We start from the raw sequence: 21,766 nt of genomic DNA, 5'->3' as shown, positions 1-21,766 counted from the left end.
CCTGCGACTCGCCCCCTGAGCCGCGCCCGGCAGGGCGCGACCGCTCGCGCTACATTAACCACGCCCTCGAGACCCCGCCCTCTCGGTCGGCGGAGGAAGGTCGCTCGTGCTTGATCTGCTCGTCGTGTGCACCGGGAACATCTGCCGGTCCCCGGCAGCGCACCTGATGCTGGCCGCCGCGCTCGACGGCACCGTCGCGGTGTCGAGCGCCGGGACGCGCGCCGTCGTCGGCGCGCCCGTCGCCGAACCGGTCGCGCGCCGGCTCGCGGACGTCGGGGTGGCGCCCGTGCCGTTCGCCGCGCGCGCGCTGACGCGGTCGCTCGTCGACGCGAGCGACGTCGTGGTGACGATGACGGCCGCCCACCGGGCCGCCGTGCTGGAGCTCGCACCGGGCGCGCTGCGCAGGACCTTCCTCCTCACCGAGCTGGTGGCGCTCGCCGAGCGCACGCCGGCGCCGTCCCCCCGGGAGGCCGACGACGCGGCGCTGCTGCGGGCGGTCGTCGCGTCGGCGGGTCGTACCCGGGCCACGCTCGGCGGCGCCCGCGCAGCGGACGTGGAGGATCCCTACGGCCGGTCCGAGGACGTCCACTCACGGGTGTTCGCGCACGTCCGGGAGCAGGTCACGGGTCTCACGGCGGCCCTGCGCGGGTGATGCCGGCCTTCCTCCCAGCCCCCTGCGCGGGAGGAAGGCCGGCGCGTCGTCACGGTCCCTGAAGGACCGTGGCGACGATCACGACGATCCCGCCCCACAACGCCACGCCACCGCCGCAGCCGACCGCGAGGCCGTCTGCGCCCGAGGAGGGCCGTCGACCGGCCCGGCGCGCGAAGAGGATCGCCGCTGCTGCCCCGACGACGACCATCACCCAACCGACCGTCACCCAGAGCATGTGCACATGGTGCAACGCGTGCGCACGACTGCACATCTTGGACGGTTGTTCAGATTCCGCGGCGGCAGGATGTTTGCCCTCTGTGTCCCGCTATATCCGGTGCCCGGAGCGACAAAGTTCACCCGCCGGACCTGGCCGCGAAACCTCTCGGGAACGCGTCGGGCGGCGGGGCGACCCGCGCGAGAGACTGAGGGCGTCGGAGGAACCCCGGAAGAGGGAGGGCATCGTGGCCGCAGGGACGATCGTCGTCGTCGGGGGCGGTCTCGCCGCCGCCAAGGCCGTCGAGACGCTGCGCGACGAGGGGTTCGACGGCGACGTGCGGATCGTCGCGCGCGAGCCGCATCGACCGTACGAGCGCCCGCCGCTCTCGAAGGACTACCTGCGCGGCGAGGTCGAGCGCGACTCCGTCTTCCCGCTCGACGAGTCCTGGTACGCCGAGCACGACGTCGAGCTGCTCACCGGTGCGAGCGCGGCGACCGTCGACGTGGCGGCGCGGAGCGTGACCCTCGCCGACGGCCGCACGATCCCCTACGGCACCCTGCTCCTCGCCACGGGGTCCGAGCCCCGGCGCCTGCCCGTACCCGGCATCGACCTCGACGGCGTCCACGAGCTGCGCACGCTCGAGGACAGCGAGAGGCTCGCCGCGAGGTTCGAGGCCTCGGCGCGCGAGGGCGCGGGGCGGCTCGCGATCGTCGGCGACGGGTGGATCGGGCTGGAGGTCGCGGCCTCGGCGCGCTCGACGGGGATGGACGTCAGCGTCGTCGGTCTCGGCGCGCACCCGCTCGAGCGCGTGCTCGGCCCGGAGATGGGCGAGCTCTACGGACAGCTCCACGTCGAGCACGGGGTGCACCTGCACAGGCGCGCCCAGGCGGCGGCGATCACGGGCAGCGAGGGGGCAGTGACCGGCGTCGCGCTCGCGGACGGGACGCACGTCGACGCCGACGTGGTGCTCGTCGCCGTCGGCGCGGTGCCCAACGTCGGCCTGGCGGAGGCCGCGGGCCTCGCGATCGACTCCGGGACGGGCGGGGTCGTCGCCTCCGCGACGCTGCAGACCACCGACCCGGACGTGTTCGTCGCGGGAGACGTCGCGAGCGTGCCCTACGCCCGGTACGGCCGGTCGATCCGGGTCGAGCACTGGGCGACGGCCCTCAACCAGGGCCCGCACGCCGCGCGCGCGATGCTCGGCGCGACGGACCCGTACCCCGAGCTGCCGTACTTCTTCTCCGACCAGTACGACGTCGGGATGGAGTACCTCGGGTTCGTCGCCGGACCGGACGCCTACGACGAGGTCGTCGTGAGCGGGTCCGTCGCCGACCGCGAGCTCGTCGCGTTCTGGGTCAAGGACGGCCGCGTCGAGGCCGGCATGGCGGTGAACGTGTGGGAGCGCATGGACGACGTCAAGGCGCTCATCCACCGCGACGGCCCGGTCGACCGGGCCGAGCTGGAGTCCTTCGTCGGCTGACGTCCGGCTGCCGAGCACGACCCTGCACGCGGTCGAGCACGATCTGAGGGTCGCTCTCGACGCTCTGGCGACTCTCAGGTCGTGCTCGGCGAGTCAGGGCACGTCGCGCTGCGCCTCGCCGACGTACTCGCTGAGCGGCCGGATCAGCGCGTTGGCGGCGCGCTGCTCCATGACGTGCGCGGTCCAGCCGACGACGCGCGACGCGACGAACAGCGGCGTGAACATCGGGGTGTCGAAGCCCATGAGGTGGTAGGCCGGACCGGCGGGGTAGTCGAGGTTCGGCAGGATGTTCTTGCGCTCGGTCATGGCGGTCTCGAGAGCCGTGTACAGCTCGAGGAGGTCCGGCCGGTCGTAGTGCTCGACGAGGGCGTCGAGCGTCGCGCGCATGGTCGGCACGCGGGAGTCGCCGTGCTTGTAGACGCGGTGGCCGAAGCCCATGATCTTGCGCTTGTTCGCGAGCGCGTCGTCGAGCCAGGCCGCGGCCCTGTCGGCCGATCCGATCTCGGCGAACGTCGCCATGACGGCTTCGTTGGCGCCGCCGTGCAGCGGACCCTTGAGCGCGCCGATCGCGCCGGTGACGGCGGAGTGCAGGTCGGAGAGCGTCGACGTGATGACGCGTGCGGTGAACGTCGAGGCGTTGAACGAGTGCTCTGCGTACAGGACCATCGACACCTCGAACGCGCGCACCACGGCGGCGTCGGGCTCTTCGCCGAACGTCGTCCACAAGAAGTTCTCGGCGTAGCCGAGGTCGTCGCGCGGCTCGACGAGCTGCAGGCCGCGCCGGCGACGCTGGTCCAGCGCGACGACCGCGGGCAGTGCCGCCCACAGGCGCAGCGCTTTCGCCTGCTCGGCCTCGGGCGAGGAGTCCTCGGCGTCGGGGTCGTGCGCGCCGAGCTGCGACACCGCGGTGCGGCACACGTCCATGGGATGGCACGTCGTCGGCAGCTCGAGGATCGCGTTGCGCACGTTCCCCGGCAGCGCGCGGTGCGCCCGCTCGGCGGCGGTCTGCTCGGAGAGCTGCTCGGGGGTCGGGAGGTCGCCGTGCCACAGGAGGTACGCGACCTCCTCGAAGGAGCGGCGCGCGGCGAGGTCCTGCACGGGGTAGCCGCGGTACAGCAGCGAGTTCGTCTCGGGGTTCACCTTCGAGACGGCCGTGACGTCGACGACGACGCCCGCGAGACCCTTGCGGATCTCGGGCCCGTCGGCGGTGGTGGTGCTGGCGGGGGTGCTCATGCAGTCACTCCTTCGTGAGGCAGTCGGGTTGTCAGGGCGACGGGTCACCGGGGTGATCCGTGGACCTGACGCGAGCAGGAGCCGACCCAGGTGTCAGGGCTGCAGGACACCGGGGTGGTCTGCGGCCCTGACACGCTATGGCCGGTAGGTGAAGATGCCCTCGTCGAACTGGTTGTAGGCGGCGTAGTCGAGGAGCTCGTAGAGCCGCGCGCGGGTCTGCATGCCAGCGACGAGGGAGCCCTGGCCTCCGCTCTCTGCGATCTCGTCGAGCGCGCGCTCGGCCGCGCCCATCGCGACCCGCAGGAGCGTCACCGGGTAGATGATCAGGGCGACGCCCGCGTCACCGAGCTGACGCCGCGTGAAGAGCTCCGACTTGCCGAACTCGGTCATGTTGGCGAGCACCGGCACGTCCACGGCGGAGGCGACGGCCTCGAACTCTCCGAGATCCTTCATCGCCTCGGGGAAGATCGCGTCCGCGCCGGCGTCGACGAGCGCCTTCGCGCGGTCGATCGCGACGCGCAGGCCCTCCGGACCCGGCACCGTCCCGCGCACGTCGGTGCGCGCCATGACGACGAACCCCGGGTCACGACGGGCGTCGACGGCGGCCCGCACGCGCTTCGCGGCCTCGTCGAGCCCGACGACCTCCTTGCCGTCGAGGTGGCCGCACCGCTTGGGGTTGACCTGGTCCTCGACGTGGGCGCCCGCGACCCCGGCGTCCTCGAGCGTCTGGACCGTGCGGGCCACGTTCATCGGCTCGCCGAAGCCCGTGTCCGCGTCGACGAGCGCGGGCAGGTCGGTGACGCGCGCGATCTGCTGCGAGCGCCCCGCGACCTCGGTGAGGGTCGTGAGGCCGATGTCGGGCAGCCCCAGGTCGGCGGACAGCACGGCCCCGGACACGTACACCCCCTCGAAGCCCTTGTCCTGGATCAGCCGCGCCGAGAGCGGGTTGAACGCGCCGGGGAGCCGCAGCGGCTCGCCCGTGCTGCGGGCCGTCGCGAGCGCCTCGCGGAAGGTCCGTCGCTTGTCCGACGGCGTCACCTGGCTGTACAGCATCAGGCGCCCTCTCCCTCGGTCGGCTCGTGCATCGTGAAGCCCTCGCCCTCGACGTCGGCCGGCGGGGTGTCGCGACCGAGCTCGAAGAGCCCGGTCGGCGTGGGCACGGAGTCGAGCAGGCCGGGCCGGCCGACGATCGTCAGCTCGCGGACCTCGGCCGAGGTCAGCGACGGCAGCCGCTCGGCAAGGGCGAGGAAGCGCTCGATCTCGGCCTCCTCGAGGACGCCCGCGGCGAGCGTGCGGAACTTCTTCACGTACTGGGCGCGGCCGAACGGCCGGGCTCCGAGCGGGTGCGCGTCGGCGACGGCGATCTCCCGGACGATGCGGCCGCCGTCGGCCAGCTCGATCTCGACACGACCGCCGAACGCCTTCTCGGCAGGGTCCGTCGCGTGGTACCGGCGGGTCCACTCCGGGTCCTCGGCCGTCGTGATCCGGCCCCACAGCTCGACGGTGTCGGGGCGTGCGGCCCGCTCGGGCGCGTAGGAGTCGACGTGGTGCCACCCGCCGTCCTGCAGCGCGACCGCGAAGATGTACGGGATCGAGTGGTCGAGCGTCTCGCGCGACGCCGTCGGGTCGTACTTCTGCGGGTCGTTCGCGCCCGACCCGATGACGAAGTGCGTGTGGTGGCTCGTGTGGATCACGACGCTCGCGACGTTCGCGGGGTCAGCCAGCCAGGGGTGCTCGTCGTGCAGGGCGCGCGCGAGGTCGATGAGCGCCTGCGACTGGTACTCCGCGGAGTGCTCCTTGGTGTACGTGTCGAGGATCGCGGTCCGCGGCTCGCCGGGCTCCGGGAGCACGACGTCGTACGCCGCGTCGGGGCCGTCGAGCAGCCACGCGACCACGCCGTCCTCCCCCTCGTAGATCGGCTCCGGCGACGTCTGGCCGCGCATCGCGCGGTCCACGGCCTCGACCGCGACCTTGCCGGCGAACGCGGGGGCGTGCGCCTTCCAGGTCGAGATCTGCCCCTTGCGGGACTGTCGTGTGGCCGTCGTCGTGTGCAGCGCCTGGCCGATCGCCTGGAAGACCGTGGTCGTGTCGAGGCCGAGCATCGTCCCGATGCCGGCCGCGGCCGACGGGCCGAGGTGCGCGACGTGGTCGATCTTGTGCCGGTGCAGCGAGATCGCCCGGACCAGGTCGACCTGGATCTCGTACGCGGCGACGATGCCGCGGACGAGTGCCGCGCCGTCGATCCCGGCGTGCTGTGCGACCGCGAGGACCGGCGGGATGTTGTCCCCCGGGTGCGAGTACTCCGCGGCGAGGAACGTGTCGTGGAAGTCGAGCTCGCGCACCGCGACGCCGTTGGCCCACGCCGCCCACTCGGGGCTCGTGCGGGTCGCGAGGTCGCACCCGAGGACGGTGGCACCGGGCGTGTACGGGTGGGCGAGCGCCTGGCCGCGCGCGGACACCGCGGGGCTGCGGGTCAGGCTCGCGGCGGCGACCGCGGCGTTGTCGATGACGCGGTTGATCACCATGTCCGCGACCTCGGGGGTGACCTCGACCGGGTCGGTCGCGAGCTCGGCGAGCTTCCACGCGAGCTGGTCCGTGCGGTCGAGCGGCTCGGCGCTGGGGTAGACGCGCAGGTGGTGGGTGTACGGCATCGCTGGCTCAGCTCTCGTCGGTCGTGGAGGAGTCGGTCGTCGGAGGGGCGGTCGGGGACACGTCGGGCGCGGAGGACACGTCGGCGGTCGTCGCACGCAACGCGTGCTCCGCGAGGGCCGCGCTGCGGTCGATATGGGCGACCATCGCGGCTTCGGCCGCAGGGGCGTCGCCACCGGCGAAGGCGGCGGCGACCGCGCGGTGCTCGTCCACGTGATCGGTCGTGCCGACGCGCCCGCGGGCGGCGAGCGTGCGGTACCGGTCGACGTGCCCGCGGATCTGACGCAGCAGCGCGGAGCACCAGCGGTTGTCCGCGAGCGCCTCGATCTCGCCGTGGAACTGGGCGCCGACACGCAGCACCTCGTCCTCGTGGTCGCGGACCGCGTCCATGAGGGTCACGAGGCGCTCGAGGCGGGCGACGTCGTCGGGCCGGGCCCGTTCGCACGCGTCCCGCGCGAGCAGGCCCTCGAGCCGCGCGCGGACCTCGTACACGCGACGCGCGTCGGCGAGGTCGAGCGGCGCGACGCGCACGCCTCCGGTCGGGAGCTCGACGACGAGCGCCTCGGCCTGGAGCAGACGCAGGGCCTCGCGGACCGGCGTCCTCGAGACGCCGAGCTGCGCGGAGAGCACGGGTTCGGTGAGCCGCTCGCCGGGGGCGAGGGTCCCGTCGATGATGCGCGTCCGGAGCAGGTCGTAGACCGCGCGCGCCCCGGACTGCCGTCGCGCGCCACCGAGGGGCTCGGCCCGGAGGAGGGCGGCCGGCACGGGCGTCGTCGTCACGTCGCCATCGTGGCACACGGCTGCGCACTTGTATACAGATGCGCGGCGCTCCGAGCACGGAGGTCTCGTGGCGGCCCACCTACGGGCCCGTGGTCCAGCCCGCGTAGCCGCCCTGCGGGGTGTCGTCGACGCCGTCCTCGACGGGAGCCATGCGCTCGGCCATCTCGAAGTGCCAGTTCACGAGCTCGCCGAGCGGCACGGCCGTCCGGGAGGCGCGCGCGACGTCGCGGCCCTCCTCCGACCACAGCGGCGGGTAGACGCTCAGCCCCTCGTCCAGGCCGACGGAGCCGATCTCGCCGTACCAGCCGGGCCAGCGCAGCCGGTCGTAGAGGTCGGCCGTGCCGCCGCTCACGGCCCACTCGAGGAACGCCGCCTGGCCGAAGCCGAGATCGACCCAGTCGAGGACGTCGGGCGCGAACCAGTGCACGTTCCCCAGGGGACCGGCCAGGCCGCCACCGTTGATGGCGAACGTCCCGCCCAGGACGTCGTACGCGACGACGAGCACCGACGGCACGGCGGTGTCCTCACCGGGCTCGCCCAGCCCGTTGACGCTCGCGAGGTCGGGCAGACCCGCGCCGCCGCCGCCGAGCAGGCGCAGCCACCCGCCGTCGACCAGGACCCCCCCGGTGTGCAGTGCGAGCGCTCCCAAGGTCGAACGGACGGTGACCTGGAGCCGGTAGAGGACCTCCAGCGACCACGCCGGCGCAGGGACGACGTCCACCCCGGCACGCCCGAGCATCCGGGCGAGCGTCGGCCACGCGGGGTCGTCGACCGCGGCGAGCTCCGCTGCCGTCCGCACTGTCATGGCCGGATCATGCCACGTGTTGCCGCGGTGCGTGAATCCTGGTATGGGAATTTTTGGTCGTCGTGTCCGAGAGGTCCGCCCGTGCCCTGAAGCTCCCCCAGGACCGCTTCCCGTGAAGGGTCGGCGTGCGACCTGCGCAGACCTGCCAGAGGGTCGTCCGCGGCGGACCGTCGCCGGTACCGTCGGCGCCGTGGACGACGAGCGCACACCGCCTCCCCCGACCAGCGGTGACGCCGACGCCGCAGGAGGCCGTCCCCCGCGCGGGACCCGCGGCGCGGTCGCCGTCGTCGCCGGACTCGTCGGCGTCGGTCTCGCCGTCACCGCCACTCTCGTCGCGCCCGGGCTGCTCCGCGCCACGGCGACCGCCGGCGACGCCGCACCGACCACGACCTCGCCCGAGCCGTCGACGGGGTCCGGTCCGCAGGGGCAGGACCCGACGCGCTGGGTCGAGGACACCACGGCGCTGCTCGCCGCGCTGCCCGGCGTCGCGGACGCCCGGATGGACGCGTACAGCGGCGCCTCGGCAGAGATCACGCTCGACACCCCGCTCCCCGCCCCCGAGGCGGCGCAGCGCACGGCCGACGACGCCCGCGAGCTCCTCGCCGCCTCACGCGGCGGCGCGGAGTGGTCGTTGCGTCTCTCCGGGACCACGGCCTCGGGCGCGACGCTCCAGGTCGTCGACGGGACGGTCGCCCGCGGCACGCGCGGGACCGACCCCGCCACCGGAGACCCCTCACCGGACCTCCTCGGCGAAGACCCCGTCGCCTACGCGGTCCGCCTCGTCGCGGTCGACGGGGTGCGCGGCGTCGCGCTCGAACCGGGGAGCGCGTCCGTCGAGGTCGCCGACGCCGCCGACCTGGTCCCCGTGGCGGGGGCGGTCCGTGCCGAGGGCCGTGGGCTGACCGCGATGGGAACCTCCGGGTACGCCGTGAACCTCGCCCTGGGGCCGGACGGCACCACCGTGCCCGACGACGTGCTGCTGACGCTCGTCGCGGGCACGTCGGCCCGGCCGGGCGTCGACACCGTCCTCTACGAGGTGCGCCGGCCGGTGCTGCCGGGCACTCCCCTCCTGACCGCGTACGGCTCGGGCGACCCCGCTCCCGTCGCCCGGTGGCTCGACGAGGCGACGTACGGCGCGGACCCGCTCGGCTACCAGGTCCACGGCACGGCGGAGGACGGCGGCGCGAGCGTCCGGTCCGGGTACGTCGGCGGGTCCGTCCCCGGTGTCCCGGCCGACGGCACGACGTGCGCGGTCGGCCTCCTGACGCTCGACGCCGCGTGGTTCGACGCCGCCCTCGGCCGCCGCTTCCTCGCCGTCACGGCGCGCAACGACGACGACGCCCCGTGCGTGCTCGCCGGCAGCCCGGTGCTGCGGTTCGTCGCGTCCGACGGGAGCGAGCAGGAGGTGCTGGTCGAGCCCGACGCGATCGCCGTCGGGTCACCGGTCACGCTCGCGCCGGGTGACCTCGCGCAGTCGACGCTGTCGTGGCGCGGGGGTCCCACGGCCGACGGACCCGCGCTCGTGACGAGCCTGCTCGTCGCACCCGTACCCGGGACGCCGGAGAGCGTCGTCCCGTTCGCCGACGTCCCGGGCGCCGAGACCGGCCTCGACCTTCTCGACGGCGCGACCGCGACCGTCACCCCGTGGGCGGCGTGGGTCCCGCCCGGTGAGCCGTGAGCCCACCGGGCGGGATCCTCGTCAGCGGCGCGCCCGCCGGCCGCGGCCGGTCAGGGCCGACCACCCTCCCGCGGATACCTGGCGCTCAGGAGTAGCACTCGCGGAACATGTCGCTCTCCGTCAGAACCCCGTCCGCGACGGAGAGCCGGTCGACGGTGCCTGCCCACGGGTCGCTCCACGCGCCGGCGACCCCGCCGCGGCCCAGTTGGAGAGCCCCGCCCGACGCCCATCCCGTCCCCGCGCCCGAGGCGGTCCCGGCGAGCACGACGTCTCCGAAGGCGGGCTCGTCGACCGTGCCGATCTCGCACACGTACAGCCGGTTCTCCTGAGTCCGCGCGTCGTGGATCCCGGTGAGACGGACCCACGAGCCGGGCCGGACCTCGACGCCCGAGAGCGCGACCGCCAGCTCGGGGTCCGCGACGTCGGTCCCGGCGGTCCAGAACGCCCAGCACGAGCCCGACGGCGTGCCGCACGCGGCGTCCTCGCGCTGACCGAGCGCGAAGGCGCTGGTGCGCGCACCGGCCTGGCTCACGGCGACCCGGGTCGTCCCGGCGTCGTCCGCCCGGACGGTGGCGCTGACCGAGTAGCTCCTGTCGGTCGCGACGAGAGGAACCTGCGACCACGCTGCCGACTCGCCGCCCCGGAGGACGAGCGCGCGATCGGTGGGATCGGCCGCGAAGTCGGCGTGCAGGCCGTCGCCCCACAGGTCCGGTCCGCTCAGCGTGAGCGCGCCGGTTCCTGCGGCGTTCCGGGCCTCGAGTCCCGTTCCTTCGTCGAACGACCAACGCATCGGCGCGGTCCTGGCGACCTGGAAGCGGTACTCCCCGGTCGGGCCGACCCAACCCGCGCCGTCCACGGCCCGCATGTACAGGGTGTGGGGACCGTTGGCGGACGGGGCGAAGTCGACCCGCGTCCCCGGAGCGACGGTGTTCACCAGGGCGTCCGGGCTGGAGAACGAGTACGCGATCCTCACGTCGGCCTCGTCGGACGAGAGGACGAAGGCCCCCGGGATGCCCACACCGCCCGAGATGAGGCCCTCGCGGTAGACGGCCGGCTCGCCCTCGACGGGCGTGGCGACGGGCGTGACGACCGGCGGTGTGAGATCCGGGACGACCTCGCACGACGTCGGAGCGCTCCACGGCCCGGTGGGGGTCGCCGCGCGGACGTCCCACGAGTAGGCACGACCTTCGACCATGACACCGGCCGGGACAGTGACAACGACCGGGCCGCCGCCCGCCATCTGCGGCATGGTCTCTGCGGACCAGAGCTCGACCCCGTCCTCGACGTCCGACACCGCGAAACGCGCACGGAGGTTCCCCACGCCTTCGACGTCCGCCACGAGGGACGGCGTCACCGAGCGGATCGACGGGCGGTCGTCGCCCACCGCGCACGGGCCGGGCGGATCGCTCGTCCCTCGCGCGATCGCGGCCGGGCCCGGGGGCGGGCCGATCTCGACCCGCAGCGAGGCCTGCGGCCCGACCAGCGCCGAGCCGCTCCCGGCCGGTACCGAGAGCCCGAGCGCGACGGCACGCCGATCGTCCAGCCCCTGCCGGACCGCGTCCGTCACGTCCCACGTGACCGCTCCCCAGCGGTCGCACCGGCCCTCGGCCACGGCACCCGTGACGACGTCGCCCCAGGTCGGCGCGTGCGTGGACCAGCTGGTCGACGCGTCGATCCCACCGACCGCGTGCACCGTGACCGGCGCCGTGCGGCAGGCCGCGCTCTGCCTCGCCGTCCCCTCGAGCGTCGCCCGCACGATCCGGTTGCCCTCGACCGCGGCCTCCGTCAGTCCGGACGAGAAGTCCCAGGCGACCCGGGTCTCACCCAGCGCCTGGCACAGGGCACCGGCGGTGCACCCGCCGATCACGCGCGGCCCACGGAAGGCGAAGCCTGCGGTGGTCCGCGGCGCCGCGGACCGGATCACGGTCCTCGGGGTCGTCACACCCCCGACGGTCACCACGTCCACCACGTCCACCCCAGCCTGGTCCGCCTCGGACCCCGGGTCCGCCGTCGTCGCCGAGGCCGTTCCGGCGAGCCCTCCCGCCAGCAACGCCGCTCCGACGACCACCGCCGTCACCCGTCGCCACACCCGTCCGCTCATCGTTCTCCTGTCAGACACCGTCGTCCCGCGTCGTGCTCGGCGCGGGGCCCGCGGCAGCGACGCCGGCACAGCGCATCTCCAGCGATGTCACAGCGGGTGAGCGGACTGTACAGCCTCGTCCGGGACACGGGATGCGCCGTCCCGGAGGTCTCGGCCGGTCGGGCAGCGAGCAAGGACGCGCGGCGGCCGTACGCCTGTTCTCGACATCAGCCGCCGCGCGCCCGTCCTGGGGCCGGTCCGCGGACCGGCCGGCTCAGCCGAACGTCGCGGTGAACACCTGGACCCCCGGCGGCACGTCGAGCTCGACGGTCCCCTCGGTGGGGCCGTCGCCCTCGAGCACGGGATAGAGCGTCGGGTTCCCCGACACGTCGATCTCCCGCTCCGTCGTCCGCCCGCCCGCCGTGACGCGCGCCGTGACGGTCCCCTCGCCGCCCAGGACGGCGAACACGTCGGTGGACCGGTACGCAAGACGGACCTGCGCGCCGTCGGACACCGCCGTGGCGCCCTGGAAGTCGACGTCCCACGTGCCGCCGAGCGAGAACGTGTCCTGCGGCTGGTCGTCGGTGAGCGCGAACTCCTGCTCTCCCGCGGCGTACCGCGGCTCGCCGGAGTAGTTCACGACGCGCTTGATGGAGAAGTACGTCTCGGGCGTCGTCGCGGCCTGCGGTGTGGAGTCCCCCACCGAGGTCGGCTCGGGCAGGTCGACGCCCGGGTTCGCGTCGGCGAGGAGCTCGCGCACGAGGTTCTCCGTCTCCTCGTAGCCGCCCTCGCCGAAGCGGATGTGCCGCACGGTCCCGTCGGCGTCGACGAGGTACTGCGCGGGCCAGTAGCGGTTCCGGTACGCGGTCCACGTCGCGTAGGAGTTGTCCTGCGCCACCGGGTAGGTGACGCCCAGGTCCTCCGCGCCCGCGACGACGTTGCGCGTCTCGCGCTCGAACGCGAACTCCGGAGTGTGCACGCCGATGACCTCGAACCCCTTGCCCACGTCCCGGTACTGCTCGTACCACGCGTTGACGTGCGGGATCGCGCGCTGGCAGTTGATGCACGAGTACGTCCAGAAGTCGACGAGCACGACCTTGCCGCGCAGCTCGTCGAGCGCGAGCGCCTCGCCGCCCGGCGTGTTGAGCCACGTGTCGATGCCGCGGATCTCGGGCGCCGGGCCGCAGTCCTCGAGCTCGGACGCGCCGTTCGAGCAGTTCGACAGCTCGCGGTTCTCGTCCGTGACGAGGCCGCCGAGGTCGAGCGCCTCCTGGACCGTCTCGTTCTCGTCGACGCGCTGCTGGAGCGCACCGGTGTAGTCGGGCAGCGCGCGCTGCAGCGCTGCGGGCAGGTTCAGCGCGAGCGCGCCGGCCAGCGCGATCATCACGACCCCGCCCGTGACGCGGATGCCCCGGGTGTGGCGCTGGAAGCCCTTGACACGCTCGGCGACACGGCGGCCGGCGAGCGCGAAGACCAGGAGCGGGATCGCCGCGCCGACGGCGAAGGACACCGTCAGCGCGACCGTACCCGGGCCGATGTCGCCCGTCGCCCCGGCGACCGTGATCGCCGCGAGCACCGGACCGGCGCACGGTACGTAGAGCACGCCGAGCCCGAGGCCGAGCACGAACGCTCCGCGGTCCTGCCGCGCCGCCCCGCGCCGCGCGCCGAGCGCGGCGATGCGCTGGAACGGCCGCTCGAGCACCTCCTCGACGCGCGGGACGATCATGCCGATGCCGATGAGGACGAGCAGCACGATGCCGGCCCACCGGAGCAGGTCCTGCGGGAGCCCGAGCGCGGTGAGGATCAGGGAGCCCAGCAGCGTGAAGACGCTGAAGCTCAGCACGAGGCCCGCGATGACGAGGTACGGGCGCCACGAGCGCTTCCGCTCCCGCGCCCGGCGGCGGCCTCCCGCAGCCTCGCTGCCTGACGCGTCGCCCACCGACGCGCCGCCCGACGCGGCGACCCGCTCGCCCCGCGCCGGGTCCGGGGAGACGTCGAGCGTGACGGTCCCCGCGCCGGCGGAGCGTCGCGCACCACCGCCGACGGTGACGGCCCTCGGTGCCCCGGCGAAGAGCGCGGGCGAGACGGTCGGCGGCGAGCTCGCGCCGTCGTCCCGTGGGCGGGCGCCCTGCACGCCGCCCGCGAAGAAGATCACGGGGAGCATGGGCAGGATGCACGGCGAGATACCCGTGATGAGGCCCCCGAGCAGTCCGATGACGATCAGCGTCTCCATGCCGACGGTTCGGCACGCCGCCTCGTCCGGATGGGTCGTGGAACCGGACCCATCCGGTCGGTCGAGGGCTCCGAACACCCCTCGAGACGCCCCGCAGACCGCGGGGCACGACCCGAGGAGAGACCGATGAACGCTCGAACCCGCACGTCGTACGCCGTGGCCGGTATCGCCACGCTCGCCGTCCTCGGCCTGTCCGCCTGCAGCTCGGACACCGGCTCCGGCGCGGAGACCACCGAGTCGCAGGCGAGCGAGGACGCCATGACGGACGACTCCGCCGAGTCCGAGGACATGGCCGAGGACACGGAGTCGTCCGACGACATGGCGATGGACCCCGCAGCGAACCTCGTCGGCGCGGGCTGCGAGGCCTACGCCGAGCAGGTGCCCGACGGCGCCGGCTCGATCACCGGCATGTCGACCGACCCGGTCGCGGTCGCCGCGTCGAACAACCCGCTGCTCACGACGCTCGTCTCCGCCGTGTCGGGCGAGCTCAACCCTGAGGTCGACCTCGTCGACACGCTCAACGGCGACGAGTTCACGGTGTTCGCGCCCGTCGACGACGCCTTCGCGAAGATCGACGCCGCGACCCTCGAGACGCTGAAGACCGACTCCGACATGCTCACGTCGATCCTCACCTACCACGTGGTGCCCGGGCAGCTCACCCCCGACCAGGTCGTCGGCGAGCAGACCACCGTCCAGGGCGGCACCGTCGAGGTGACGGGCGAGGGCGACGAGCTCATGGTCAACGACGCCACGGTCGTCTGCGGCGGCGTCATGACGCAGAACGCCACCGTCTACCTCGTCGACTCGGTGCTCATGCCGACCATGTGACCTCCGACCACGACGAACGGCCCGGCCCCGCTCCTCGCGGCCGGGCCGTTCGTCGTCGCGGCGCCACCGCGGTCGACTCTCTGTCGATACCTTGCACTGCTAGGCTTTATACATCACAGCACTAGGTATGAATCGACGGACCGACCACACTGCCACCGAAGGAGCTCTCATGAGCACCCTGACCGTCCTCCCGCTGCGGATCGTGATCGCGCTCGCGGTCGCCGGGTCCTTGTTCGTCCAGGTCGTCATGGCCCCGCTCGTCTGGGCCGACCTCGCCGGGGCGCCGACCTGGGCGCGCACGTCCGTCGTCACCGTGGTCGTGCTCGGCCTCGTGGCCCTGCAGGTGGGCGCCGTCTGCGTGTGGCGGCTCGTCACCATGGCCCGGCGCGGGTCGGTGCTCGCCCCGGCGGCGTTCCCCTACGTCGACGCCGTGATCGGGTCGGTCGCCGCGATGGCAGCGCTGACTCTCGCGCTCGCGGCGGTGCTGGCTCCGTCGACCGTCGCACCCGGGGTCGTCCTGCTCGTGTGCGGCGCAGCGCTCGTGCTCGGTGGGGTCGCGCTCGTCGTCGTGGTCCTGCGCGGTTTGCTCACGCCGGCGATCGCGCGCGACGCCGAGGCCCGGGACCTGGAGGAGCGGCTCGCCGGCCTCACGTGACGAGCGCGACGATCGGGTCGGTCGTCGGCTGCTCCGACCCGCCCTCCGGCTCGACCGTGACGGCCACGCCGACCCCCGGCGCGTCCTGCACGAGCTGCTCGACCGTGCCGTCCTGCTCGGCGAGCACGCCGGCGGAGGTCACGCCCCCGTCGTCGCCGACCACCCAGAGCTGGTAGTCCTGGTCGTCGCCCGCTCCGGGCAGCTCCGACGCGCGGAAGAGGTAGTCGTCGCCCGCCACGAGGACCGACGCCTCGCCACCGCCCGCGACCTCGCCGCGCACGATCGTGGCCGTCGGGTCCGCGAGCATCTGCGTCACCGCGTCCGCCTGCGCCTGCAGGCGCGACTGCTCCTGCGTCGCACGCACGGCCACGGTCGTCGGCACGGCGACCGCCACGACGGCCGCCGCAGCCGCCGCGACGAGGCCCCAGCGCAGGCGCGCGCGGGTCGAGGCTGCGCCGGTGCGCGCCTCACCGCTCGCCCGGGTCTCCGCCGTGACGGGCTGCCCGAGAGGCTGCCCGGCCGCGGGCTGCCCGGGGAGCGGGACCTGCGGCGTCGTCGCCACCCGGGCGAGCACGGCGTCGCGCGCCGACACCGGCGGGGCGTGCTCGACGGCGAACGCCGCGACGACGTCGCGGTACTCGTCGAGCGCCTGCTGTGCGGCGGGGTCCGCGGCGATCAGCCGCTCGACCGCGCGGCGGTCGAGGTCGTCGACGGCGTCCAGCGCGTACGCGGGCAGGAGGTCCCACGCGTCGCCCCGGCCGTCGTCCTCGCGCCGGCCGTCGGGCCCCGCGCCCCCCGGCCCGAAGGTCTCGTCAGCCACGGCGCACCCCCAGGCAGTCACGAAGTCGGGTCAGCCCGTCGCGGATGCGGGACTTCACGGTCGGCAGCGCCGCGTCCAGACGCTCGGCCACCTCACGGTAGGTGTACCCGCCGTAGTAGGCGTCGACCACGGCCTCGCGCTGGGTCGCGGTGAGCGACTCGAGGCACCGCCGCACGGCCGCGCCCTCCAGGCTGCGTTCGACGTCCTCCGCGACGACGTCCCGGGGCGCCGCCGCCATCGCGGCGTCGAGCTCGCGCTGGTCACGGTCGCGGCGCGACTGCTCGGCCCGCACCCGGTCGACGGCGCGGCGACGCGCGAGGGTCGCGACCCACGTGCGCGCAGAGCCGCGCGAGGCGTCGAACCGCGTCGCCGTCTGCCACACCTCGACCATCACCTCCTGCATCACCTCCGCCGCGTGGTCCGGGTCGCGCAGGACACCCAGGCAGGTGCCGTACGCGACGGGCGCGAGCGCGTCGTACACGGGCGCGAACGCGTCCGGGTCGCCGCCGGCGCACGCGGACAGCGCGGCGTCGACGGCACCCGACGAGCTCGTCGTCACGGAGGGTGGCACCCGGACAGTCTGCCCCAGCACTGGTCCCCTCACGCGTGCACGGTCCCGGACCTCCCGGGACGACCAGGGTTCGGCGCGGAACGGCTCCCGGATGGGTCGAGGTCCCGCGCGTCAGGCCTCGCGACGCGCCCGGACCGCGCCGGCGAGCTCGCGCAGGAGGTCCGCCGTCGTGTCCCAGTCGATGCACGCGTCGGTGACCGACTGCCCGTACACCAGCCCTGAGGGTGCGGGCTTCTGCGCGCCCGCGACGAGGAAGCTCTCCATCATCAGGCCGGTGATGCCCTGCTCGCCCTCGGCGAGGCGCGCCGCGACCTCGCGCACGACCTCCGCCTGCCGCACGTGGCTCTTGCCCGAGTTGCCGTGCGACGCGTCCACGACGAGCCCGTGCTCCACGACCCCGCCGAGGCCCGAGGTGCGGGCCACCGCGAGGGCCGCCGCGACGTCGTCGACCCCGTAGTTGGGGCCCGAGCGACCGCCGCGCAGGATGACGTGGCAGTCCGGGTTGCCCGCGGTCTCGACCGCGGCCGCACGGCCGAGCGAGTCCATGCCGAAGAACGTGTGCTCGCTCGCGGCGGTGATGCAGCCGTCGACGGCGATCTGCACGTCGCCGTCCGTCGCGTTCTTGAAGCCGACCGGCATCGACAGGCCCGACGCGAGCTGGCGGTGCACCTGCGACTCCGCGTTGCGCGCCCCGATCGCGCCCCAGGAGACGGCGTCGGCGATGTACTGCGGGCTCGTCGGCTCGAGGAACTCGCACGCCGCGGGGACGCCCGCGTCGAGCACGCCGAGCAGGACCTCGCGCGCGAGGCGCAGGCCGTGGTGCACGTCGTGCGAGCCGTCGAGGTGCGGGTCGTTGATGAGGCCCTTCCACCCGACCGTCGTGCGCGGCTTCTCGAAGTACACGCGCATGACGACCGCGAGGTCGTCGGCCAGCTCGTGCGCGACGGCGGCGAGGCGCCCCGCGTACTCGAGCGCGGCCTGCGGGTCGTGCACGGAGCACGGCCCGACGATCACGAGGAGGCGGTCGTCGTCGCCGGCGAGGACGTCGCGGACCTCGCGGCGCGACGTCGTGACGAGGTCGCTGCGCGTCGCGCCGAGCGGCAGGTCGGCGAGCAGCGCCCGCGGGGCGGGGAGCGCGTCGAGCGCACGGACGCGCAGGTCGCTCGTGCGGGCCTGCAGCTCGGGGCTGTCCACGGGGTCGACGGTATCGGCATCGAGGCCGACGTTCGCGGGCTGGGCGGTCGTGCTGGTCACGGGAGGGCTCCTGGTGTCGTGCTGCGGTAGGACGGGACCGTCGTCGAGACGGAGGCGTACCGGCCTGCTGCCGCCCGTGATCCCCGGAGCGGCCCGTCTGGACGACGAAGGGCCCGGACGCGGTCCGCGTCCAAGGCCCTGTGCTGGCTCCGGGTGGTGATCTGTGGTCAGGCGAACGCCCGCACGGCCCCACCGGGAGCCTGCGTAAAGCGCCAATACCACTGAGAAGTCACGAGGGGACGATAGCACGGGGCCTCCGAGGGGCGGACGGGCCGTCTCGCGTGGCGGTACCGGCACGCGGACGTCCTAGGCTCGGGCCATGCCGATCCCCGAGTTCGTCACCGCCCTCCGGTCCCGTGTCGGGACCGACCTCCTGTGGATGCCGGGGGTGTCGGCGGTCGTCGTGGACGACGACGGACGGGTGCTGCTGGGGCAGCGCGCGGACAGCGGGCAGTGGGCCGTGATCAGCGGGATCCTCGAGCCGGGCGAGGACCCGGCGGTCGGCCTGGCGCGCGAGGTGCTCGAGGAGACAGGGGTGGAGGTCGTCGTCGAGGCGCTCGTCGCGGTGACCGTGACCGAACCGGTGCAGTACCCGAACGGGGACCGGTCGCAGTACCTGGACCTCGCGTTCCTGTGCCGGCCGACGTCCCCGGCTGCGGCCGCGGCCGCGCACGTCGCCGACGACGAGTCCCTCGCCGTCGGCTGGTTCGCCCCGGACGCGCTCCCGGCCGACGTCGCCCGCTCGTCGGTCCAGCGCCTCGGACACGCGACGGACTGGCTCGCGAAGCCGTCAGACGGGCCGTTCTTCGTCCGCTGAGCCCGTGCCGGGGCCGAGCCAGCGCACCGCGAGAAGGCACGCGTCGTCGTGCTCGGGGGCCTGGGCGACGAGGGCGGCCAGGACCTCCTCGCCGGTCAGACCGGCGGCGAACGCGTTCGTGACGATCTCCGCGAGCTCGTCCAGCCCGCTCTCGAGCGAGCGGTCACGCCGCTCGACCACGCCGTCGGTGTAGAGCACGACGAGGTCGCCGGGCGCCAGGCGCAGCGAGTCCGCCGCCCGTGGGGTCGGGGCACGTACCCCGAGCGGGGTCGACCGCGCGTTCCACAGGTAGGTCGCGTCGCCGTCGGGCCGCACGTGCAGCGGGGGCAGGTGACCGGCGCACGAGTACCGCAGGACCCCCTCGACCAGGTCCAGCTCCGCGTACACGAGACTCGTCATGAAGCCGGTGCCCGTGCGGTCGACGAACCGGTCGAGCCGCTCGACGACCTGCACCGGCCCCAGCTCCGCGTCCGCGGCCGCGCGGGCGGCCGTGCGGAGCTGGCCCATGGCCGTCGCCGCGGCGAGGCCGCGACCGACGACGTCCCCCACCGAGAGCGCCAGGGTGTCGGGCGTGACGCGGAACGTGTCGTACCAGTCGCCGCCGACCTGGAGGTCGTCGACGCCCGGTCGGTAGCGCGCGAGGACCTGGACGCGCGGGTCGTGCACGATCCCGTCCGCGAGCATCGCGCGCTGCAGCTCCGACGCGACCGAGACGCTCTGCTCGTGCATGTGCGCCCGTGCGAGCGCGAGCGCCGCGACCTGGCCCGCGGCGGCGAGCGTGGCGGGGTCCAGGGGTTCCGCCCCCGGCGCGTCGCGGGGCGTCAGGACCAGCACCCCGAGCAGCGCCCCGGCCGTCCGCAGGGGCACGACGACCTTCCCGTCCGGGCGCGTGGTGGTCTCGGCGATCTCGTCGACCGTCGGCGGCTCGACCTCGTCGCCCTCCCCCCAGCGGCGCAACGGACCGCCGTCGCGCGCGACCCACAGCGCCGCGCTCCGGGCGCCGAGCAGGGCCCCCGCGACCCGCAGCAGGACCCGCGCCACGCCGTCGACCCCTGCGGCGCTCGCGAGCTCGGCGGCGGTGCCGTGCAGCAACCGCACCTGGCGCTCCGCCGCCTCGGCCGCGCGGCGTGCACCGACGAGCTCGTGCTCGAAGCGCGAGCGCTCGCGCGCGCCGAGCATCGCGACGTCGACGAGGCGCTCGCCGTGGCAGTCGCGCTCGATCGCCGTGAGCAGGACGGGCTCCCGTCCGCCCGGCGTGCGCAGCTCGACGGCGACCTCGTCCACCCTGCCGGCCTCGTGCAGCCGGGGCTCGAGATGCGTCTCCCAGTAGATGCGGCCGCCGACGGTGAGGAGGTCGCCCACGCGTCGCCCCGCGACCGCGTCGACGTCGGGCACGTCGAGGAGGCGGAGCAGCTCGTCGTTCGCGTCGACGATCCGGGCGTCGGCGTCGAGGAGCGCCAAGGCGACAGGCGCGAGCATCCACCGCTCGGCCCGCGACCTCGGCATCAGGGTGTCCCGAGCCAGTCCCGCATCGCGCCCACGAGCGCGGTCGGGTGCGAGAGGTTCGGGCAGTGGCCGACGGCGTCGATGACGACGAGGTCGCTCCCCGGCAGGTGCTCGTGCACGTAGCGCCCGACCTCCGGCGGCGCGATGGCGTCCTCACGGCTCTGCACGACGAGGCTGCGCGTGCGCACCCGCGCGAGGTCCGCGCGGTTGTCGCCGAGGAACGTCACGCGGGCGAACTGGCGTGCGACGGCCGGGTCGTTGCGGCGGAACACCTCCGCGAGCTCGTCGCCGAGCGCCGGACGGTCCGGGTTGCCCACGATGACCGGTGCCATCGCCTGGGTCCAGTCGAGGTAGTTCGCGTCCATCGTCTCGAGCAGCTCGTCGATCTCGGCGGCGCTGAAACCGCCGCGGTAGCCCTCGTCGTCGATGTAGCGAGGACTCGGGCCGACGAGCACGAGACGGTCGAACAGGTCCGGTCGGTCGGCCGCGGCGAGCAGCCCGATGATCGAGCTCACCGAGTGGCCGACGAAGATCACCGGCTCGTCCGCGACGGCCTCGACGACCTCGACGACGTCGGCCGCGTACCCCCTCAGGTCGGCGTGCCGCACGGGGTCGAAGGAGGTCGGGTGCGCCGCGCCGCAGCCCGAGTGGTCGAAGAGGACCACGCGGTGGTCCGCGGCGAAGACCGGGGCGACGAAGCGCCACATCGACTGGTCGCACCCGAACCCGTGCGCGAACACGATCGTGGGCGCGCCCGGCGTGCCCACGACCCGCACGTTGTTGCGTTCACGCACGTCCACGGGTCACAGCGTAGGCCGTCCACGGGCCCCGGAGCAGCGGCCCGACCGGGTGAGATCGGATCGCGGACCGTGGCGGACCGGCAGGTCGTCGTCGCGCCCGCCCGGGAGCGGTGCGACCCACGGCACAATGGCCTCATGCGTGTCTCGGCGAAGGCAGACTATGCGGTGCGGGCGTGCGCCGAGCTCGCGGCGTCCCCGCACGGCGACCCCGTGCGGGCGGAGGACCTCGCGGCCGGTCAGGGCCTGCCCGTGAGCTTCCTCGAACGGATCCTCGGCGACCTGCGACGCGCCGGCATCGTCGCGAGCGTCCGTGGTCGTTCGGGCGGGCACCGGCTCGCCCGGCCCGCGACGGAGGTCACGCTCGCCGACGTATTCCGGGCCGTCGACGGCCCGCTCGTCACCGTGCGCGACGAGCGTCCGCCGAGCCTCGAGTACGAGGGGTCGGCGGCGGCGCTGCTGGAGGTCTGGGTGGCGCTGCGCGCGAGCGTGCGCGACGTCCTCGACCGCGTCACGATCGCGGACGTCGTGCGCCGCGACCTGCCCGACGGCGTCCACGCTCTCGCGGCGCGCGCCGACGCGTGGGAGAACCCGTGACACGACACCCGCGGCGCTGACGGCACTGACGGCACCGACGGCACCGCCCCGGACGACCCGTTAACACTCGACCACGATGTGGTCGGCGCTTCACATACTGGACCTCCTCGGTCA

At 74.3% G+C, this 21,766-nt stretch carries 19 protein-coding genes and 1 pseudogene; 7 read left to right on the top strand and 13 right to left on the bottom strand.

Annotated features, from left to right (window positions below; genetic code table 11):
* The first annotated feature begins 106 nt into the window (after window positions 1-106).
* A complete protein-coding gene (locus ACZCLJ_RS16635; protein WP_463104559.1) occupies window positions 107-652 on the top strand; it encodes an arsenate reductase/protein-tyrosine-phosphatase family protein in 546 nt (181 codons plus the stop codon).
* 49 nt (window positions 653-701) lie between these two features.
* Here ACZCLJ_RS16635 and ACZCLJ_RS16630 read toward each other — a convergent pair whose 3' ends face one another.
* Complete coding sequence (locus ACZCLJ_RS16630; RefSeq protein WP_251150044.1) at window positions 702-887, bottom strand: hypothetical protein; 186 nt, start codon at window positions 885-887, stop codon at window positions 702-704.
* A 226-nt stretch (window positions 888-1,113) separates the two neighbouring features.
* On the opposite strand from ACZCLJ_RS16630, the gene ACZCLJ_RS16625 reads away from it, so the two are divergent.
* The gene (locus tag ACZCLJ_RS16625) at window positions 1,114-2,349 is read left to right on the top strand and encodes an NAD(P)/FAD-dependent oxidoreductase (RefSeq protein WP_463104558.1); all 1,236 of its coding nucleotides are present in this window, start codon (window positions 1,114-1,116) and stop codon (window positions 2,347-2,349) included.
* Between the two features lie 93 nt (window positions 2,350-2,442).
* Here ACZCLJ_RS16625 and ACZCLJ_RS16620 read toward each other — a convergent pair whose 3' ends face one another.
* From ACZCLJ_RS16620 to ACZCLJ_RS16600, 5 genes and pseudogenes are all read right to left on the bottom strand, one after another.
* Entirely contained in the window at window positions 2,443-3,582 is a 1,140-nt protein-coding gene (locus tag ACZCLJ_RS16620) for a bifunctional 2-methylcitrate synthase/citrate synthase (protein ID WP_463104557.1), read from the bottom strand.
* Window positions 3,583-3,717: 135 nt separating this feature from the next.
* On the bottom strand, window positions 3,718-4,635 hold the full coding sequence (gene prpB, locus ACZCLJ_RS16615; protein WP_463104556.1) for a methylisocitrate lyase: 918 nt from the start codon (window positions 4,633-4,635) through the stop codon (window positions 3,718-3,720).
* An 83-nt stretch (window positions 4,636-4,718) separates the two neighbouring features.
* Window positions 4,719-6,233 (bottom strand): annotated as a pseudogene (locus ACZCLJ_RS16610) (MmgE/PrpD family protein); the annotation flags it as partial.
* Between the two features lie 7 nt (window positions 6,234-6,240).
* Window positions 6,241-7,011, bottom strand: coding sequence for a GntR family transcriptional regulator (locus ACZCLJ_RS16605; RefSeq protein ID WP_463104555.1), 771 nt, complete (start codon window positions 7,009-7,011; stop codon window positions 6,241-6,243).
* A 79-nt stretch (window positions 7,012-7,090) separates the two neighbouring features.
* Window positions 7,091-7,816: a DUF2625 family protein gene (locus tag ACZCLJ_RS16600; protein WP_463104554.1), complete on the bottom strand. Its 726-nt coding sequence runs from the start codon at window positions 7,814-7,816 to the stop codon at window positions 7,091-7,093.
* 190 nt (window positions 7,817-8,006) lie between these two features.
* Here ACZCLJ_RS16600 and ACZCLJ_RS16595 point away from each other — a divergent pair, with 190 nt between their 5' ends.
* Window positions 8,007-9,494, top strand: a complete 1,488-nt coding sequence (locus ACZCLJ_RS16595; RefSeq protein ID WP_463104553.1) for a DUF4232 domain-containing protein — start codon at window positions 8,007-8,009, stop codon at window positions 9,492-9,494.
* An 85-nt stretch (window positions 9,495-9,579) separates the two neighbouring features.
* Here ACZCLJ_RS16595 and ACZCLJ_RS16590 read toward each other — a convergent pair whose 3' ends face one another.
* Together ACZCLJ_RS16590 and ACZCLJ_RS16585 are read right to left on the bottom strand one after the other, a co-directional pair.
* Entirely contained in the window at window positions 9,580-11,595 is a 2,016-nt protein-coding gene (locus tag ACZCLJ_RS16590) for a LamG domain-containing protein (RefSeq protein ID WP_251150036.1), read from the bottom strand.
* A gap of 253 nt (window positions 11,596-11,848) precedes the next feature.
* Complete coding sequence (locus ACZCLJ_RS16585; protein WP_463104552.1) at window positions 11,849-13,807, bottom strand: cytochrome c biogenesis protein DipZ; 1,959 nt, start codon at window positions 13,805-13,807, stop codon at window positions 11,849-11,851.
* 126 nt (window positions 13,808-13,933) lie between these two features.
* Here ACZCLJ_RS16585 and ACZCLJ_RS16580 point away from each other — a divergent pair, with 126 nt between their 5' ends.
* Together ACZCLJ_RS16580 and ACZCLJ_RS16575 are read left to right on the top strand one after the other, a co-directional pair.
* Window positions 13,934-14,635, top strand: coding sequence for a fasciclin domain-containing protein (locus ACZCLJ_RS16580; RefSeq protein WP_463104551.1), 702 nt, complete (start codon window positions 13,934-13,936; stop codon window positions 14,633-14,635).
* A 169-nt stretch (window positions 14,636-14,804) separates the two neighbouring features.
* Window positions 14,805-15,290, top strand: a complete 486-nt coding sequence (locus ACZCLJ_RS16575) for a DUF2975 domain-containing protein (protein ID WP_463104550.1) — start codon at window positions 14,805-14,807, stop codon at window positions 15,288-15,290.
* On the opposite strand, the gene ACZCLJ_RS16570 is transcribed toward ACZCLJ_RS16575, so the two are convergent.
* The 3 genes from ACZCLJ_RS16570 to ACZCLJ_RS16560 form a co-directional block, all read right to left on the bottom strand.
* On the bottom strand, window positions 15,283-16,110 hold the full coding sequence (locus ACZCLJ_RS16570; RefSeq protein ID WP_463104549.1) for an anti-sigma factor: 828 nt from the start codon (window positions 16,108-16,110) through the stop codon (window positions 15,283-15,285). The genes ACZCLJ_RS16575 and ACZCLJ_RS16570 overlap by 8 nt on opposite strands.
* Window positions 16,103-16,681, bottom strand: coding sequence for an ECF RNA polymerase sigma factor SigK (gene sigK, locus ACZCLJ_RS16565; RefSeq protein WP_251150032.1), 579 nt, complete (start codon window positions 16,679-16,681; stop codon window positions 16,103-16,105). The genes ACZCLJ_RS16570 and sigK overlap by 8 nt, the downstream gene beginning before the upstream one ends.
* 111 nt (window positions 16,682-16,792) lie before the next feature.
* The gene (locus tag ACZCLJ_RS16560; protein WP_463106421.1) at window positions 16,793-17,875 is read right to left on the bottom strand and encodes a 3-deoxy-7-phosphoheptulonate synthase; all 1,083 of its coding nucleotides are present in this window, start codon (window positions 17,873-17,875) and stop codon (window positions 16,793-16,795) included.
* Window positions 17,876-18,254: 379 nt separating this feature from the next.
* Between ACZCLJ_RS16560 and ACZCLJ_RS16555 the strand changes: the two genes are divergently transcribed.
* Window positions 18,255-18,752 (top strand): NUDIX domain-containing protein, encoded by a 498-nt coding sequence (locus ACZCLJ_RS16555; RefSeq protein ID WP_463104548.1) that lies wholly within the window; start codon window positions 18,255-18,257, stop codon window positions 18,750-18,752.
* Here ACZCLJ_RS16555 and ACZCLJ_RS16550 read toward each other — a convergent pair.
* Both ACZCLJ_RS16550 and ACZCLJ_RS16545 read right to left on the bottom strand, forming a co-directional pair.
* Complete coding sequence (locus ACZCLJ_RS16550) at window positions 18,726-20,258, bottom strand: SpoIIE family protein phosphatase (RefSeq protein ID WP_463104547.1); 1,533 nt, start codon at window positions 20,256-20,258, stop codon at window positions 18,726-18,728. The genes ACZCLJ_RS16555 and ACZCLJ_RS16550 overlap by 27 nt on opposite strands.
* Window positions 20,258-21,058: an alpha/beta fold hydrolase gene (locus ACZCLJ_RS16545; protein ID WP_251150029.1), complete on the bottom strand. Its 801-nt coding sequence runs from the start codon at window positions 21,056-21,058 to the stop codon at window positions 20,258-20,260. Before ACZCLJ_RS16545 ends, ACZCLJ_RS16550 begins: the two co-directional genes overlap by 1 nt.
* A gap of 135 nt (window positions 21,059-21,193) precedes the next feature.
* Here ACZCLJ_RS16545 and ACZCLJ_RS16540 point away from each other — a divergent pair, with 135 nt between their 5' ends.
* Window positions 21,194-21,652 carry an RrF2 family transcriptional regulator gene (locus ACZCLJ_RS16540; protein WP_251150028.1) on the top strand — a complete coding sequence of 153 codons (459 nt, stop codon included), beginning with the start codon at window positions 21,194-21,196 and terminating at the stop codon, window positions 21,650-21,652.
* The last annotated feature ends 114 nt before the right edge of the window (window positions 21,653-21,766 follow it).

The sequence above is a fragment of the Cellulosimicrobium sp. So1_17 genome, assembly GCF_055181235.1.
Note: the sequence above shows the minus strand (reverse complement) of the source record. Positions and strands in the feature narration are given on the sequence as shown.

Excerpts from the sequence above, each read along its gene's own strand:
- ACZCLJ_RS16630 (WP_251150044.1), bottom strand. The coding sequence starts at position 887 with ATGCTCTGGGTGACGGTCGGTTGGGTGATGGTCGTCGTCGGGGCAGCA.
- ACZCLJ_RS16620 (WP_463104557.1), bottom strand. The coding sequence starts at position 3,582 with ATGAGCACCCCCGCCAGCACCACCACCGCCGACGGGCCCGAGATCCGC.
- prpB (WP_463104556.1), bottom strand. The coding sequence starts at position 4,635 with ATGCTGTACAGCCAGGTGACGCCGTCGGACAAGCGACGGACCTTCCGC.
- ACZCLJ_RS16600 (WP_463104554.1), bottom strand. The coding sequence starts at position 7,816 with ATGACAGTGCGGACGGCAGCGGAGCTCGCCGCGGTCGACGACCCCGCG.
- ACZCLJ_RS16590 (WP_251150036.1), bottom strand. The coding sequence starts at position 11,595 with ATGAGCGGACGGGTGTGGCGACGGGTGACGGCGGTGGTCGTCGGAGCG.
- ACZCLJ_RS16585 (WP_463104552.1), bottom strand. The coding sequence starts at position 13,807 with ATGGAGACGCTGATCGTCATCGGACTGCTCGGGGGCCTCATCACGGGT.
- ACZCLJ_RS16580 (WP_463104551.1), top strand. The coding sequence starts at position 13,934 with ATGAACGCTCGAACCCGCACGTCGTACGCCGTGGCCGGTATCGCCACG.
- ACZCLJ_RS16575 (WP_463104550.1), top strand. The coding sequence starts at position 14,805 with ATGAGCACCCTGACCGTCCTCCCGCTGCGGATCGTGATCGCGCTCGCG.
- ACZCLJ_RS16555 (WP_463104548.1), top strand. The coding sequence starts at position 18,255 with ATGCCGATCCCCGAGTTCGTCACCGCCCTCCGGTCCCGTGTCGGGACC.
- ACZCLJ_RS16550 (WP_463104547.1), bottom strand. The coding sequence starts at position 20,258 with ATGCCGAGGTCGCGGGCCGAGCGGTGGATGCTCGCGCCTGTCGCCTTG.
- ACZCLJ_RS16540 (WP_251150028.1), top strand. The coding sequence starts at position 21,194 with ATGCGTGTCTCGGCGAAGGCAGACTATGCGGTGCGGGCGTGCGCCGAG.